Origin of the sequence: Pseudomonas sp. RIT357, from assembly GCF_000632245.1 — a bacterium.
Classification (GTDB): domain Bacteria; phylum Pseudomonadota; class Gammaproteobacteria; order Pseudomonadales; family Pseudomonadaceae; genus Aquipseudomonas; species Aquipseudomonas sivasensis.
This window is the reverse complement of sequence record NZ_JFYX01000019.1, coordinates 38,564-54,099: the sequence shown is the minus strand read 5'-3', so window position 1 is coordinate 54,099 and position 15,536 is coordinate 38,564. Positions and strand designations below refer to the sequence as shown.

The window sequence follows — 15,536 nt, the reverse complement described above, 5'->3', positions numbered from 1 at the left end:
GCTTGGCTTGAGCCGATCGAGAACCAAACCACCCTCCGTCGGTCAATGTGACCAGCGCCACATCGGCTTCGCCGGCACTGATATATAGTTCACCCCTCGGTTCCCTCTGACTACGAGTGCCCCATGCTTAACAAAGGATTGTTCCTGGCCTGCGCGCTGGCTCTGCTGAGCGCCTGCGATTCCTCCGATAAACCGGCTACGCCGCCCGCACCTACAGTGGCGGCAGCGCCGAAACCGGCCAAGGCGGCGGTGGATGTACCAGCGCTCAAGCAGCGCTACGCCGGGCGTGAGTTGAGCGTGGTGGACGTGTCCGAGGTTCAGTTGGACGGGGCCAGCACCTTGTCGGTGAGTTTTTCCATTCCCTTGGACCCCGATCAGAAATTCGCCGACAAGCTCCATCTGGTGGACAGCAAGTCGGGCAAGGTCGATGGCGCCTGGGAGCTCTCGGATAACCTGATGGAGCTGCGCCTGCGCCACCTTGAGCCGCAACGCAAACTGGTGCTGACGGTCGACGCCGGTGTAAAGGCGGTCAACGACAACACGCTCGCCGCCGAGTACATCGCCCGCCTGGAAACCCGTGACCTGCAAGCCACTGTCGGCTTTGCCAGCCGTGGCACCTTGCTGCCGACGCGCCTCGCTGAGGGCCTGCCGGTGATCGCGCTGAACGTCGACAAAATCGACGTTGAATTCTTCCGCATCAAGCCTGAATCCCTACCGTCATTCCTGGCGCAGTGGGGGCGTAACACCAGCCTGCAAAGTTATGAATCCCGCGAACTGCTGCCGCTGGCGGATCTGGTCTACGGCGGCCGTTTCGACCTCAATCCGGCGCGCAACACCCGCGAAACCCTGTTGCTGCCGATCGCCGGCCTCAAGCAATTGCAACAACCGGGCGTGTACCTGGCGGTTATGCGCGCGTCGGGCACCTACAACTATTCGCAACCGGCGACGCTGTTTACCCTGAGTGATATCGGGCTGTCGGTGCACCGCTATGCCAATCGCCTGGATGTGTTTACCCAGGCGCTGGAAGGCGGCAAGGCGCTCGATGGCGTGGACCTGGAAGTGCTCGATGCCGATGGCCGCGTGTTGGGCCAGGGCAAGACCGAGAAGGGCGGCCACGCTGAGTTGCCGTTGCCGAAAAAAGCCCAGGTCTTGCTCGCCAAGCAGGGCGAACAGACCAGCCTGTTGCGCCTCGACAGCGCCGCGCTGGACCTTGCCGAGTTCGACATCGGCGGCCAACCCTCGCACCCGTTGCAGTTTTTTGTGTTCGGCCCACGCGACCTGTATCGCCCCGGCGAAACCGTGCTGCTCAACGCCCTGCTGCGCGACAAGGACGGCAACGCCGTCAAGCCGCAACCGGTGAGCGTCGAGGTACGTCGCCCGGATGAACAGGTCAGCCGCAAATTCGTGTGGGATGCTGACGCATCCGGCCTGTATCAGTATCAACTGCAACTGGCCGGCGAAGCACCGACCGGGCGCTGGCAGTTGGTGTTCGACCTGGGTGACGGTAAACCGCAGCTGTATGAATTCCTCGTCGAAGACTTCCTGCCCGAGCGCCTGGCGTTGGAACTCAAGGGCAGCGACACGGCGCTGAGCCCGGCGGATAACCCGGTCATCCAGGTTAACGGTCGTTACCTGTACGGCGCGCCTGCGTCGGGTAATCGGGTCAGCGGGCAAGTGTATGTGCGGCCGCTGCGCGAAGCGGTCAAGTCGCTCCCTGGTTATCAGTTCGGCTCGGTCACCGAAGAAGAACTGAGCCAGGATTTCGAACTGGACGAAAGCGTCCTCGACGCCAAGGGCCAGGAAAAACTGACCCTCGAAAGCAAATGGGCCGAAGCTAAATCCCCCTTGCAACTGATCGTGCAGGCCAGCCTGCAAGAGTCGGGCGGTCGGCCGATCACCCGTCGCTTGGTGCAACCGATCTGGCCGGCCGAGCAACTGCCGGGCCTGCGCGGGCTGTTTGACGGCACCGAAACCAATGGTGATGGCCCGGCGGAATTCGAAGTGCTGCTGGCCAATCAGGACGGGCAGAAACTCGCCGCGCAAAACCTCAAGGTGCGCCTGGTGCGCGAGCGCCGCGACTATTACTGGAACTACTCCGACAATGACGGCTGGAGTTACCACTACAACGAGAAATTCCTCAACCTCGACGAACAGACCCTGAATATCAAGGCCGGCGACACCGCCAAGGTCAGCTTCCAAGTGGAGTGGGGGCCTTACCGCGTCGAAGTCGAAGACCCGCAGACCGGGCTGATCAGCAGTCTGCGTTTCTGGGCCGGTTATCAGGCCCAGGACAACACCGAAGGCGGCGCCGTACGGCCCGATCAGGTCAAGCTGGCGCTGGATAAACCGGCCTATGGCGACGGCGACACCGCCAACGTCACCGTGACGCCGCCCGCTGCCGGTAAAGGCTACTTGCTGGTGGAGTCCGCCGAAGGACCGCTGTGGTGGCAGGAAATCGACGTACCGGCCGAGGGCAAAAGCTTCGCCGTGAAGCTCGACCCGAAGTGGTCGCGCCACGACCTGTACGTGAACGCCCTGGTGATTCGCCCCGGCGAGCGCAAAGCCAACATCACCCCCAAACGCGCAGTGGGCCTGCTGCATCTGCCGCTCGATCGCACCCAGCGCAAGCTTGGCGTGACCCTCAGCGCGCCGGAAAAAATGCGCCCCAAACAACCGCTGACGGTGAAGATCGCCGCCAAAAACGCCGACGGCAGCGTGCCGAAACAGGTGCATGTGCTGGTGGCAGCCGTGGACGTCGGCATCCTCAATATCACCGAGTATCCGACGCCCGATCCGTACTCCAGCCTCTTCGGCCGCAAGGCCTATGGCGTGGACCAATTCGACATCTACGGCCAGTTGATCGAAGCCGGGCAGGGCCGTTTGGCCAGCCTGGCCTTTGGTGGTGACGCCGCGCTGGCCAAGGGCGGCAAGCGCCCGGACACCAGCGTGACCATCGTCGCCCTGCAAAGCGCGCCGGTGACGTTGAACGACAAAGGCGAGGGTGAAGTCAGCGTCAATATCCCCGACTTCAACGGCGAGTTGCGCCTGATGGCCCAAGCCTGGAGCGATGACCGTTACGGCATGGCCGAAGCCAAGACCGTGATTGCCGCACCGCTGATTGCTGAACTGTCAGCGCCGCGCTTTCTGGCCGGCGGTGACCAGACCACCTTGGCCCTGGACCTGTCGAACCTGTCGGGCAAGGCGCAGAAACTCGATGTGCAATTGAGTGCCGAGGGGCAGTTGGAATTGGTCAACACTGCCGCGCAGACCGTTGAGCTCAAGCAAGGCCAGCGCACTACCCTGCGCATCCCGGTGAAAGCCTGGGGCGGGTTGGGCAAAGGCAAGGTGAAAGTGACAGTCAACGGGCTGGATCTGCCGGGTGAAAACCTGCCGCCGTTCAGCCGTGAGTGGACCTTGGGCGTGCGCCCGGCCTATCCCGCGTTGCTCAAGCATTACCGCGCAGTGCTTAAAAGCGAACCCTGGAGTTTGCCAGCCGGCACCCTGGATCAGTTCGACACCTCCGGGCGCGAGGCGCTCTTGAGCCTGTCGAGCCGGCCGCCGCTGAACCTCGGCGCACAAATCTCGGCGCTCAAGGCTTACCCCTATGGTTGCCTGGAGCAAACCGCCAGCGGCCTGTACCCGTCGCTGTACGCTGACGATGCCTTGCTCAAGCGTCTGAGCATCAAGGGCGAGCCGGATGCCGAGCGCAAGCGCAAGATCGAGCTGGGCATTGAACGCCTGCTGGGCATGCAGCGCTACAACGGCAGTTTTGGTTTGTGGGGCGCTGACGGTGAAGAGGAATATTGGCTGACGGCCTACGTCACCGACTTCCTGCTGCGCGCCCGCGACCAGGGTTTTGCCGTGCCGCCTGAAGCCTTGAAAAAGGCCAGCGAGCGCCTGCTGCGGTACGTGCAGGAGCGCAACCTGATCGAAGTCGACTACAGCGACAACGCCGAACACACACGCTTTGCCGTGCAGGCCTACGCCGGCATGGTGCTGGCGCGCAGTCAGCAGGCGCCACTGGGGGCGCTGCGCAGCATTTTCGAACGGCGCAGCGATGCGCGTTCCGGGTTGCCGCTGGTGCAGTTGGCCATTGCCTTGCAGAAGATGGGCGACCAGCCACGCGCGGACCAGGCCTTGCAGGCTGGCTTGGCAGCCCAACGTAGCGCCAAGGAATGGCTGGCCGACTACGGCAGCCCGCTGCGGGACCAAGCGATGATCCTGGCGTTGCTGGAAGAAAATGACTTGGCCAAGGGCAAGCGTGAGGAGCGTCTGTTCACGTTGTCGGATCAACTGGCTGCCAGCCCGTACCTGTCGACCCAGGAGCGCAATTCACTGTTTCTGGCGGGGCGGCTTGGGTTTGCCAAGCCTGAGGCGAACTGGCAGGTGTCCCTCACCGGCAGCGGCGGTGTGCACGAGTTGAACAACCAGCAGTCGACGTTGGCGCTGGAAGGCAACCTGCTGTCCAGCGACCTGAGCCTGAGCAATCAGGGCGAAACACCGGTGTACCAGCAACTGACGATCTCGGGTTACCCGCAAGTGCCCCCGGCACCGGGTGGCGACAACCTGAGCATCCGCCGCGAATACCTGGGCATGAACGGCCAGCCGCTGAACCTGCGCAACCTCAACAGCGGCGACCTGGTGCTGGTGCACTTGGCGGTCAGCGCCAAGCAGCGTGTACCGGATGCCTTGGTGGTCGACCTGCTGCCCGCGGGCCTGGAGCTGGAAAACCAGAACCTGGCCCAGAGTGCCGCCAGCCTGGAAAACGCCAGCAGCCAAGTGAAGGAATGGCGCGAGTCGATGCAGAATGCGGCGCTCAAGCATCAGGAGTTCCGCGATGATCGCTACGTGGCGGCGATCAACCTGGACGGCGATGGCACCACGCACCTGCTGTACCTGGCGCGTGCGGTGACTCCGGGCACCTATCGCGTGCCGCCTCCGCAAGTGGAGTCCATGTATCGACCGAACTGGCAGGCGGTGGGAGAGACCCCGGCGGACTTGGTCATTAAGGGTCGTTGAAGAAGCAATGTGGGAGGGGGCTTGCTCCCGAGAGCGGTGGGTCAGTTGCCAGATGCATTGACTGAAACACTGCTATCGGGAGCAAGCCCCCTCCCACAGGCGATTACTGACCGTCCTGGCTTAGTGCACGACCCAACTAAGCAGCCAAAGGCCCAGCAGCAGCCAGATAATCCCCATGATGATCGACGCCCGCATAAACGCGCGTACTGCCGAGTACAGCAGCATCAGGCCGACGATCAGCGTGATGATGCTGATAATCGACGTATCCATGCCCAAGGTTCGGGACAGGCCTTCGACAAAGTTGCCCCCGGCATGAGTCAGGGCCCCGAATAATCCGCTGAGGCCGTCGACGATAAAACGGATGATGGAACCGAGCGCCTGGCCCAACCATTCGAAAAAGCTTTCTACCTGCATGTGCATGTCCTGATAAGAGGTGGGCGTGTCTGTGCCTTTGGTTGTTAATGCAACAGGCTAGTTCCCTACCAGCATAGAGGTTTGCCCGTTTGAATTTGCGTTTAGTTGCCCGCTGGACCCTGGCGACCCTTCTGTTGGTGATTGCCCTGCTGTGGCTGGCCGACCGCATCTGGCCGCTGCCCCTGCCCAAGGACGACTTGGCGCGGGTGGTGCTGGCCGAGGATGGCACACCCTTGTGGCGGTTTGCCGATGCCAATGGGGTGTGGCGCTACCCCGTGCAAACCGGTGAAGTCTCGCCGTATTACCTGGATGCCTTGCTCACCTACGAAGACCGCTGGTTCTACCAACACCCTGGCGTAAACCCGTTGGCGTTGGTGCGCGCGACGTGGCAGAACCTGACCGGCGCGCGGGTAGTGTCGGGCGGCAGCACCTTGTCGATGCAGGTCGCCCGTTTGCTCGACCCGCATTCGCGCACGTTCCATGGCAAGTTGCGTCAGCTGTGGCGCACGGCGCAGTTGGAGTGGCACCTGTCCAAGGAAGAGATCCTTAACCTCTACCTGAACCGCGCGCCTTTTGGCGGCACGTTGCAGGGCGTGGCGGCGGCCAGTTGGGCGTACCTGGGCAAATCCCCTGCGCAATTGACCCATGCCGAAGCGGCCTTGCTCGCGGTACTGCCACAGGCGCCGAGCCGCCTGCGTCCAGATCGGCATCCGCAGCGCGCCCAGGAGGCTCGGGACAAGGTCTTGCGCCGCCTCGCCGAGTTCCAGGTATGGCCGCAATCGGCGGTCGACGAAGCCCTTGAAGAACCGCTGCTACTTGCCCCGCGTCTGGAACCGAGCCTGGCGCCCTTGCTCGCTCGCCGCCTGAACCGCCCCGACAGCCCGCCGCTGATCCGCACGACCGTTGACGCCACCCTGCAACGCCGCCTCGAAGATCTGTTGCTGGGCTGGCGCGCGCGGCTGCCGGAGCACACTTCGGCGGCGATCCTGGTGGTGGAAGAGGAAACCATGGCGGTGCGGGCGTACCTGGGCTCGGTGGATATCAACGACGCCAAGCGCTTTGGCCATGTGGACATGATCAGCGCGCTGCGCTCGCCGGGCTCGACGTTGAAACCCTTTCTGTATGGCATGGCCCTGGATGATGGGTTGATTCACTCCGAATCGCTGTTGCAGGACGTGCCCCGGCGGTATGGCGATTATCGGCCAGGCAACTTCTCCATGGGGTTTACCGGCGCGGTGCCGGCGAGTACTGCGTTGTCCAGCTCCCTTAACCTGCCGGCGGTGCAGTTGCTGGAAGCGTACGGGCCCAAGCGGTTTGCCGCCGAGATGCGCATCGGCGGTGTGCCCTTGGCATTGCCCGCGCTGGCCGAGCCGAACCTGGCGCTGATCCTGGGCGGCGCGGGCAGCCGTCTGGAAGATCTGGTGGGCGGTTACAGCGCCTTCGCCCGGGACGGCAAGAGCGCCTCTATCCGACTGCAGCCGGACGACGCGCTGAGAGAGCGGCCAATGCTGTCGCCGGGCTCTGCCTGGATTGTGCGGCGCATCCTCAGTGGGCAAGCGCGGCCGGATCGCGACCCGCGTGCCGAGTTGGTGCAGCGCCCGGTGCTCGCCTGGAAAACCGGCACCAGCTACGGCTTTCGCGATGCCTGGGCGATTGGCGTGGGGCCGCGTTACCTGATTGGCGTGTGGATCGGCCGACCGGACGGCACGCCCGTGCCGGGCCAGTTCGGCTTGGCGTCAGCGGCGCCACTGATGTTGCAGGTGCACGACGTGTTGACCAATCGCGACAGCCAGCGCGGCATCAGCGCGCCAGTCAAACCGGTGCCGGCCAACGTCGGCGTGGCGGCGATCTGTTGGCCGCTGGGCCAGCCCATGAGCCGCAGCGATCCCAATTGCCGCCGCCAACGCTTCGCCTGGACCCTGGACAACACCACGCCGCCGACCTTGCAGGCGTTGGATCAACCGCTGAGTGTGGGGTTGATGGAAAGCGTCTGGGTCAATGCCAAGGGCTTGCGGGTCGATGCTCATTGCCCCGGCGCAGTCGCCAAGCCTATCGCCCTTTGGCCAGCACCGCTGGAACCTTGGCTGCCAAGGGCCGAACGCCGTGAAGCACGCATCCCAGCCGCCGACGCGGATTGCCCGCCGCCGGCGCTGGCCGCGTCTTCACCGTTGTCCATCGTCGGCGTGCGTGAAGGCGACCAATTGCGCCTGCCCGCCGCCAGCCAACAAGCCCTGCGTCTTAAAATCTCCGCCTTGGGCGGCAGTGGTCGACGGTGGTGGTTCCTTAATGGCGCGCCGTTGGGCGACAGCGCCAATCAGGACTTTATCAATGCCAGTTTCGAGCGACTGGGCCGCTATCAATTAAGCGTGCTCGATGAGGCGGGGCAGACGGCCAGGATTGAGTTCAGCGTGGTGGATTAACTTGCCTTCTCTGAATTTCCGCCGGAAGCTACACACCTTCAGGAGCCCCTCCCATGAACCTCGAACACCTCACCGAACGTCTTCACCGCATCCGCGATACCAACGACTGGAAGCAGTTCCACAGCCCTAAAAACCTGGCCATGGCTGCCAGCGTGGAAATGGCCGAGCTGGTGGAAATCTTCCAATGGCTGACCGAAGACCAATCTCGCCAGTTACCCGCTGACAAACTCGCCCACGCCGGCCAGGAAGTCGGCGATATCGTGCTGTACCTGCTGCTGTTGTGCAGTGAGCTGGGCCTGGACATGAATGAGGTGGTGCGCGCCAAACTGGCTGACAGCGAACGGCGGTTTGCCCATGAGTGATCGTCATTTCGACCAGTTGGCTACACGCTTTGCCGAGAAAATCTACGGCGGTGCCAAAGGCGCAATCCGCCTGGCGGTGCTTCAGGCCGACCTGGCCGAAGCCCTGCCGGAACGCCCGTTGCGCGTGCTGGATATCGGTGCAGGCCTGGGGCATATGTCGCTGTGGCTGGCCGAGCGCGGCCACCTGGTGACCCTGGCCGAACCCGCCGAGCCGATGCTTGAGGGTGCGCGCCAACGCTTCGCCGAGGCCGGGCAAACGGCGACCTTTATCCAGGCGCCCTGGCAAGACCTGCTTGGCCAGCTCACCGAACCTTACGATCTGGTGCTGTGTCACGCGGTGCTGGAATGGCTGGCCGAACCCCATGCGATCCTGCCGGTGCTGCACCAGCTGACCGTGCCCGGTGGCTGGCTGTCCCTGGCGTTTTACAACCGTGATGCGCTGATTTATCGCAACCTGCTCAAAGGCCACTTCCGCAAAATGCGCAAGAACGACATGGCCGGCGAAAAGCAGAGCCTGACCCCGCAACAGCCCCTCGACCCCCGCGAATTAGCGGCGCAACTCGACGGGCTTTGGCAGGTCGAAAGCCAAAGTGGCGTGCGGGTTTTTCACGACTATATGCCGGTGGAATTCCAGGCCCGCGCGGATTTACAGGACCTTGTAGAGATGGAACTCGCTCACCGTCGTCACCCAAGCTTTGCCGGACTTGGGCGTTATTTGCACTGGATCTGCCGTCCGGTTTAAGCGGCCCAGCCTGCGGAGGTCGAAATGCGTCGTCTCTGTTTGATTTTGTTATCCCTTGGGCTGGGCGCGTGCTCCAGCCCTAACCCTTATGTGGCGGCTTCTGCGCCCATGCCACCGGCGCCGGCCCAGGCAGCCACTACGTTCGATGCCAGTGCGTACCCTGCGCCGGTACGCGACTACGGGGCCTACCGTAATTGGGCCTGGCGCAACGGCCAACTGCCGGCGGGCTCGGCATGGGCCGATTCGGCGCAGATTGCCGAAGCCGTCAGCGGCGCCCTCGACCAGCGTGGCCTGCGCCCTTTGCACGACAACCGGGCGCCCGACCTGCTGGTCAGCGCAGATGTGCGCCTTGAGAAGCGTCTCAAGCAAGTCCAGGACGATTATGGCTACGGTTACGGCGGCTATAACCGCTACGGCAATGGCTATGGCATGTACAACTCGGCGCCGATCGTGCGCACCTACGAGGTGACGGTTGCGGTGGTGCGGGTCAACCTGTTTGATGCCCGCAGCGGTCAGCCCGTGTGGAGCACCAGTGCCGAAACTGCCAGCCAGGGCAGCCTCAGCGAACGTGCTGACGCTTTGCGCCAGGCCGTGCAAAAGGCCATGACCGCTTACCCGCCCAGTTAACCGCTATTCTCATTTCAAGCGCAGTTCGCTCTTTGGAGAAAACCATGTTTCGTCGCATCGCTATGCTCGCTTTTGTCGTGCTGCTGGGCGGTTGCCAGACCAACCAGGTCAACCACGATTTTGACGCCAGCCGAGACTTCGGCGCCTACCGCAACTGGGCCTGGAAAGATCCGGCCCTGCAATACCGCCCAGATGATCCACGGATCAAGAGTGACCTCACCGAACAACGCATCCGCCAGGCGGTAGGCGAGCAACTCGACCAACGGGGCCTGCGCCCAGCCGCAGCGGGCACCAAGGCTGACCTGATCGTTCAGGCCTACCTGATCGTCGAAGACCGCCAGCAACAAGTCACCACCAATTACGGCGGCGGCTGGGGCGGCCCGTGGAACGGCTACTGGGGTGGGCCGATGTACAACGAAACGCGCAACATCACCTACAAAGTGGCGACCATCCAGATCGACCTGCTCGATGGCAAGGACGGCAAACTGGTATGGCGCGGCAGTGATGAGCAGATGATGGGCAGCACGCCCAACCCACAGGACCGCAACAACGCGATCCGCACGACGGTGACGCACATCCTCTCCAGCTATCCGCCGCACTGACTTCAGCCGCCGCGATTTGTGGCGCTTGGCCAGCGCACATTCCAAGCCTTGTCTACACTCCACAGCACCTACGGAGAGTAAGCGCTAAGGAGTGCTCGATGTCTCCCGGACTTCGTTGCAGGCAGCGTGGTGCGATCGGCTTGATGGCGGCCTTGACGCTCGGTTTGGCGTTGGTCTTCTTACTGCTGGTGGTCGACAGCGGGCGGCTCTATCTCGAAAAGCGCAAGTTGCAAGGCATTGCCGACATGGCCGCGCTGGAAGCGGTCCAGCGCAATGGCGATTGCCTGGCCGCGAACAACAACACCGCCACCACCTATGCCGGCGCCAGTGCGGTGCGCAACGGCTACATCATTCCCCCCGCCAATGCACTGGACGTGCGCTGTGGTTCGTTGACCACGGCGGCTTCGAATCTACGGGTGTTTTCCGCAGATGCCACCAAGCGCGATGCGATTCAAGTGATCGCCTCGCGCCCGGTGTTGACCAGTGTCGCCGGTGGTATCTGGTCGATGTTCAATGGCGGCGCCTACAGCCTGACCACCCTGTTGACGGCCAAGGCCGTGGCCGCGCCGAAGATTTTGCCGCCCCAGGCGCAATTGACGATCAAGTCCACGTTGGTGACGGTCAACTCCACCGATTCCGCCGCGCTGAACCTGCTGTTCGGCAAGTTGTTGGGCGGTAACCTGTCGCTCGATGTGGCCGGTTGGCAGGGGTTGGTGGACACCAATCTCAACCTGTTGAGTTACCTGAACCAGTTGGCACTGAACGTGGGCGTCCAGGCGGGCAATTACGACGAGTTGCTGGCCAAGAACCTCAAGCTCGGTCAACTGATCGATGCGGCGGTAACCGTGCTTCAAGCCGGGTCGGGTACCGCGACGGTGGCCGCCTCAGGGCTTACGAAGATCAATGCATTGGTGGGCAATCTCGACGTGACGCTGGGCAGCCTGTTGCAATTGCAGACAGGGGCTGTGTCCGCCGGGCTTAACACCACGTTGAACGCGTTCCAGCTGGCTGAGGCTTTTGTGCAATTGGCCAACAAGAAGAACGGGGTGGTGGCTGCGGTGCCTGTGACCATTCCCGGTGTGACGGCGAATCTCAAGCTCAAGGTCATTGAGCCGCCCATACTGTCCGCGATCGGTGACCCCACCTATGCCAAGAATAAAACCGATGCGAGTACGCGGATTTATGTGCGCACGGCGCAGGTAAGCCTGGGGCTGACAGTGACGCTGCCGGTACTCAACATCCCTGCGGTGAATCTGGTTGTGAACGGCTTGGTCGCTCCGCTTACGGACGTGCTGAACAATTTGCTCAGCCTGAACCTGGCCGGGACTGTCAGTTCGCTGCTGTGTGCCGTGGGAGGCGTTCCTTGTCAGACCACAGACTTGAGGCTGCTGTCTTCCGCCACTAACCCGCCGGTTCCCAGTGTGGATGTGATTCTTGAGCTGGGCATTGCTGAAAGCTATGTCACAGGGTTTACCTGCGCGAGTGACGCGACCAAAACGCTGACCACCCAAACCAATGCGTCGGTGGTGAGCATCAAAGTCGGCCAGAGCCCTACCCTGATCGATTCACTGGGAGCCAGCCCGCCGCTGGCGGCCGTGCCACCGCTGCCGGTGATCGATATCGGCGCGGTGACGTGCCTCAAGCCGCTGCTCGGGCTCGGGCCCACCGTCTGCGATTACCCTAATCGCAAAGCGTTTTATGGCGGGGGGGGTGGGATGCTTATCGACCCCAGCGTGGGCTCAGTGACTTCGGCGGGTGGCGCTTACACCTACAACCAGCCACCAGAGATCAAGCAGCCACCGCTCTATCATTCGCTATCGACTGCTAGCCTGGTGACGTCCCTCGGACAGGCTTTGCAAACAGGGCTGAAATTCGAGGTTTACAAGCCCACGGGGTTCAATCTGCTGGGCGGGTTATTGGCGACCAGTGCAACGCTGCTTAACGATTTGAATAGCACGCTGGGCAACGTCATCGGCACTGTCCTTAGCCCAATTGTCGACCCGCTGGTAAACGGCTTGCTGTCCACCTTGGGCATCAACCTCAACAAAGTTGAAGTCGGCGCCAACCTCAGTTGCAGACCTCACGGACAAGCGGCATTGGTGCTTTAAGCCTCCACGATCGGTAACTCCACACAAAACCTGGCGCCTTCTGCGCCATTGACGACGCTCAGCCGGCCGCCCATGTTTTCCACAATTCCGTAGCTCACCGACAACCCCAGCCCCGTGCCCACGCCAATCGGCTTGGTGGTGAAGAACGGTTCGAAAATCCGTTCCAGCAGGCGAGGGTCAATACCGCCGCCGTTGTCCTCGACCCAGATCCGCACGTGGCGGCTGTCGTGCTCGCAATGCAGTGCGATCCAAGGGCGCAGTGCCGGGTTCTGTTCGCGATTGCTCAGCAGTGCATCACGGGCGTTGACCATCAGGTTGATCAGTACTTGTTCCAACTGGTCGACGTAGCCTTTGACCTGCACGGTGAAGTCCACCGGGGTGACGCGCAGGTCCATGCCTTTGCCCTTCAAGCCTTCGCTGAGCATCGACAGCGTGCCCTCCACCGCCTGTGCCGGGTCGAAGGGCTGCTGCTCGATTTCCGAGCGGCGCCCAAACACCCGCATATGGTCCACCACCCGCGCCGCGCGCAGCACTTGGGCGTCGATGCGCTGAAGTTTTTCGGTGAGGTAATCGACGTCTGCGTTGCCGCTACTCAGGCGCTTGAGCACGTTGACGATGGCCATGCGCATCACGTTCAGCGGTTGGTTGATTTCATGCGCCAGGCCCGTGGCCATTTCGCCGAGGGTGGCCATCTTGGCGCTTTGGGTCAGCTGTTGTTGGGAGCGGCGCACTTCCGTGTTATCCCGGCCTACGGCTTGCACTTCCACCAGCGCGCCGCGCTCATCAAACACCCCGCGGTCCGACCAGACCCACCAGGCATGCTCGCGGCCAGGCAGTTCCAAGCTGATTTCGGCGGTGCTGACCGGGAACTCCGGAGTCAGTTGGTTGATGCGCTGCTCAAAGGCTTGGCGCTGCTCTACCGACAACCAATGCCCCAGGTTCATCCCCGGCAGCTGCGTGGGCAAACATTCCAGATAGTTGGCCAGCGGTGTGTTGCCGAAGGTCAGGGTCAGGTCTGGTCGGTAGCGGCAGATCATGGCCGGGGAGTCTTCCACCAGGATGCGATAGCGCTCTTCGCTCTTTTTGATCTGTTCGGCGGCCAGGGTCGCTTCGGTGACGTCCAGCCATAGCCCGACGGCCTCTACCGGTAGACCCAGTTCATCGCGCAGCAGCTTGGCTTCGTCGAGCAACCAATGGTCTACGCCGTGTTTATCGCGAACGCGGTAGCGGCTGCGCACGTTGCCTTCGCGAAGCAGTTGGCGAGTGCGCTCGAAGTAGAGGTCACGGTCATCGGGATGAATCCATTCGATAAGACTGGCCGGCGTGCATTCTTCGAGGGTGCGGCCGAGTAGAGGCAGCAGGCTGTCGCTGAAAAACAGCGGCTGCAGGGTGCCTTCGACATACCGTTGTACGTAGATGATTGCCGGTGAGCTGGCGATCAGGTTGTCCAGCCTTGCGTGAGCGGCGGCGGCTTGATGCTGCTGGTTTTTTATATCGCTGATATCCAGCATGAAGCCGATCAGCCGCCGTGTGCTTCCCACCCCTAACGCTTGGCCTTGAACGCGGTACCAAAGGGGGTTTTGTGCGGCGTCCATACGATGCAGACGTACGCTGGTGGACACCGGTTTGCTCGCTGTCTGCAAGTCTTGCAGGCGACTGGCGAGCTCCTGGCGGTCAGCGGGGTGGATCAGCATCAGCCAGTCTGTCAGGGCCATGCGCGGGGTGCTGTGGTTGGGGCTCAGGTGCTGTAACAACTGCGGTGCCAGCTGGATCTCTTCAGTGTCTGGTTGGAGTTCCCACCAACCGGTGCCCAGTAACCCCTGCAACGCTTCCAGCCGGTCAAGTTGCTGCTGATGACGCTGCTCGCGAAGGCGGCTGAGTAATGGGGCGGCGATGGCGGCGGTCAATTGGAGCCAGTCACGGTCACTGGCCTTTTCTTCGCCGCGATAAAACCCGCAAAGCAGCCAGGCGGCAACGCCATGGTCGTCACGGTAGGGCACAAGGAAGCCTGCGGCATTGTTGAAAATGCCCTGCAAGCGCGGGTGCTCGCTGTGGCCATGGTTCAGGCTCAGGTTCAAGGGGGTCTTGCCGTCGAGGCTGTCCAGCGCGGTTCCCAGGGGCTGTCCGTCGTGCCACAGGGCAGGTGCATCGTGTGCGCGATAGTGGCTGTGGATCAACCAACCCTGCTCCTGGCTATCGAGCAGGGCAATGGCGACACAGGGAATCTGCAAGCATTGCGCAATGCTTTGCAGGTTGTCTTGGAGTTCCTCGGGCAGGCGCGCCAGGCTGCAAACCCACAGTCGCTCACTGATCTGGGCACTCAGGTACTGATTCTGTTCGCGGGTTTCAGCTTGATTGCGGTGGGCAATCAAGTCGCCGATGTCGAGCAGTTGTAATACCCAGCCATCACCTTGAGGTTGAATCCAGCCTCGGGTTTGCAGGACGCGCCCCGCATGCGCCTTGAAATCCAGGTCCAGGGTTTGTCCTTGCCAGTCGCCGGGGCAGCCCTCGATCACCACGGCGCTGTGGGCATCTACATAGTCCAGCAGTGGCATCGGTTGTTGCGGGTCGGTTGTTTTCGCCAAGCGATGGCGCAGCGCGCCGTCGGTTTGCAGCACGCGACCCTGATTATCCAGATAAATGTGCAGGCCGGCGTTCGCGGGGGCGTGTGCTGGCGAAGCAGAGATACCCGGAGGGCGGCCCAGGAGTCGATCGAAAAACCTTTCCCCCGAGTTCAAAACTGCAGGCTCGCTTGGGCCGAGAGTGTCGTAGGCAAGTTGGGCACAGTGCCGAAGCCCGGCAGGACCAGGAAGGGCAGAACGCTCTTGAGGTTGTCGGAGGGGTAATTGATTCGTACGGTCAGCATCCCGGTGCCCGAATAGTCTGCTGTGACATAGGCCGGTACGAATTTGAAGGCCGGCGGCAGCCACTGCAATTGCGCCTGGGCGGCACTGATCGCGCGGGTTTTCAGCGCATCGGTGTAGCCAGGCGTCGTAGGGTCAAGCGCCACGCCGCGTCTTACACCTTCTGCCGTTGCCTGGTTGAACGATTGCAGCAGCAGTAACGGCAGGCTGTAACTGACCAAACCATAAAACACGGCAAAAAAAATCATGAATACCATCGCGAACTCAAGCGCGGCGGCACCTTTCTGTTTTCTAGGGAGGCCCTTTTTCATGACTGCGTCTACCCTGACAACCACTACCTGATATCAGCATAGAATCATTCAGCGAAAAGGGATTTTT

At 62.2% G+C, this 15,536-nt stretch carries 10 protein-coding genes; 7 read left to right on the top strand and 3 right to left on the bottom strand.

Translation table 11 applies throughout. The features are described 5' to 3' along the window. Window positions 1–123: 123 nt before the first annotated feature. Entirely contained in the window at window positions 124–5,019 is a 4,896-nt protein-coding gene (locus tag BW43_RS13445; protein ID WP_032887146.1) for an alpha-2-macroglobulin, read from the top strand. 120 nt (window positions 5,020–5,139) lie between these two features. Here the strand turns inward: BW43_RS13445 and BW43_RS13450 are convergent, their stop codons facing one another. After that, window positions 5,140–5,433 (bottom strand): hypothetical protein, encoded by a 294-nt coding sequence (locus BW43_RS13450; protein ID WP_032887145.1) that lies wholly within the window; start codon window positions 5,431–5,433, stop codon window positions 5,140–5,142. Between the two features lie 89 nt (window positions 5,434–5,522). On the opposite strand from BW43_RS13450, the gene pbpC reads away from it, so the two are divergent. From pbpC to BW43_RS13480, 6 genes are all read left to right on the top strand, one after another. Further along, window positions 5,523–7,853, top strand: a complete 2,331-nt coding sequence (pbpC, locus tag BW43_RS13455) for a peptidoglycan glycosyltransferase PbpC (protein WP_050442835.1) — start codon at window positions 5,523–5,525, stop codon at window positions 7,851–7,853. A gap of 53 nt (window positions 7,854–7,906) precedes the next feature. Further along, complete coding sequence (locus BW43_RS13460) at window positions 7,907–8,215, top strand: MazG-like family protein (RefSeq protein WP_003188211.1); 309 nt, start codon at window positions 7,907–7,909, stop codon at window positions 8,213–8,215. Further along, a complete protein-coding gene (locus BW43_RS13465; protein ID WP_032887143.1) occupies window positions 8,208–8,957 on the top strand; it encodes a methyltransferase domain-containing protein in 750 nt (249 codons plus the stop codon). Before BW43_RS13460 ends, BW43_RS13465 begins: the two co-directional genes overlap by 8 nt. A 24-nt stretch (window positions 8,958–8,981) precedes the next feature. Continuing rightward, complete coding sequence (locus BW43_RS13470; protein ID WP_032887142.1) at window positions 8,982–9,584, top strand: DUF4136 domain-containing protein; 603 nt, start codon at window positions 8,982–8,984, stop codon at window positions 9,582–9,584. A gap of 44 nt (window positions 9,585–9,628) precedes the next feature. Then, window positions 9,629–10,186 carry a DUF4136 domain-containing protein gene (locus BW43_RS13475; protein ID WP_032887141.1) on the top strand — a complete coding sequence of 186 codons (558 nt, stop codon included), beginning with the start codon at window positions 9,629–9,631 and terminating at the stop codon, window positions 10,184–10,186. 98 nt (window positions 10,187–10,284) lie between these two features. Continuing rightward, window positions 10,285–12,294, top strand: a complete 2,010-nt coding sequence (locus BW43_RS13480) for a pilus assembly protein TadG-related protein (protein ID WP_032887140.1) — start codon at window positions 10,285–10,287, stop codon at window positions 12,292–12,294. On the opposite strand, the gene BW43_RS13485 is transcribed toward BW43_RS13480, so the two are convergent. Further along, the gene (locus tag BW43_RS13485) at window positions 12,291–15,032 is read right to left on the bottom strand and encodes an ATP-binding protein (RefSeq protein ID WP_032887138.1); all 2,742 of its coding nucleotides are present in this window, start codon (window positions 15,030–15,032) and stop codon (window positions 12,291–12,293) included. The genes BW43_RS13480 and BW43_RS13485 overlap by 4 nt on opposite strands. After that, on the bottom strand, window positions 15,029–15,469 hold the full coding sequence (locus BW43_RS13490) for a TadE/TadG family type IV pilus assembly protein (RefSeq protein ID WP_032887137.1): 441 nt from the start codon (window positions 15,467–15,469) through the stop codon (window positions 15,029–15,031). Before BW43_RS13490 ends, BW43_RS13485 begins: the two co-directional genes overlap by 4 nt. Window positions 15,470–15,536 lie beyond the last annotated feature (67 nt).

What these genes read in the sequence shown, in the direction of transcription:
- BW43_RS13470 (WP_032887142.1), top strand. Translation starts at nt 8,982, where the DNA reads ATGCGTCGTCTCTGTTTGATTTTGTTATCCCTTGGGCTGGGCGCGTGC.
- BW43_RS13450 (WP_032887145.1), bottom strand. Translation starts at nt 5,433, where the DNA reads ATGCAGGTAGAAAGCTTTTTCGAATGGTTGGGCCAGGCGCTCGGTTCC.
- BW43_RS13465 (WP_032887143.1), top strand. Translation starts at nt 8,208, where the DNA reads ATGAGTGATCGTCATTTCGACCAGTTGGCTACACGCTTTGCCGAGAAA.
- BW43_RS13460 (WP_003188211.1), top strand. Translation starts at nt 7,907, where the DNA reads ATGAACCTCGAACACCTCACCGAACGTCTTCACCGCATCCGCGATACC.
- BW43_RS13480 (WP_032887140.1), top strand. Translation starts at nt 10,285, where the DNA reads ATGTCTCCCGGACTTCGTTGCAGGCAGCGTGGTGCGATCGGCTTGATG.
- BW43_RS13445 (WP_032887146.1), top strand. Translation starts at nt 124, where the DNA reads ATGCTTAACAAAGGATTGTTCCTGGCCTGCGCGCTGGCTCTGCTGAGC.
- BW43_RS13475 (WP_032887141.1), top strand. Translation starts at nt 9,629, where the DNA reads ATGTTTCGTCGCATCGCTATGCTCGCTTTTGTCGTGCTGCTGGGCGGT.
- BW43_RS13490 (WP_032887137.1), bottom strand. Translation starts at nt 15,469, where the DNA reads ATGAAAAAGGGCCTCCCTAGAAAACAGAAAGGTGCCGCCGCGCTTGAG.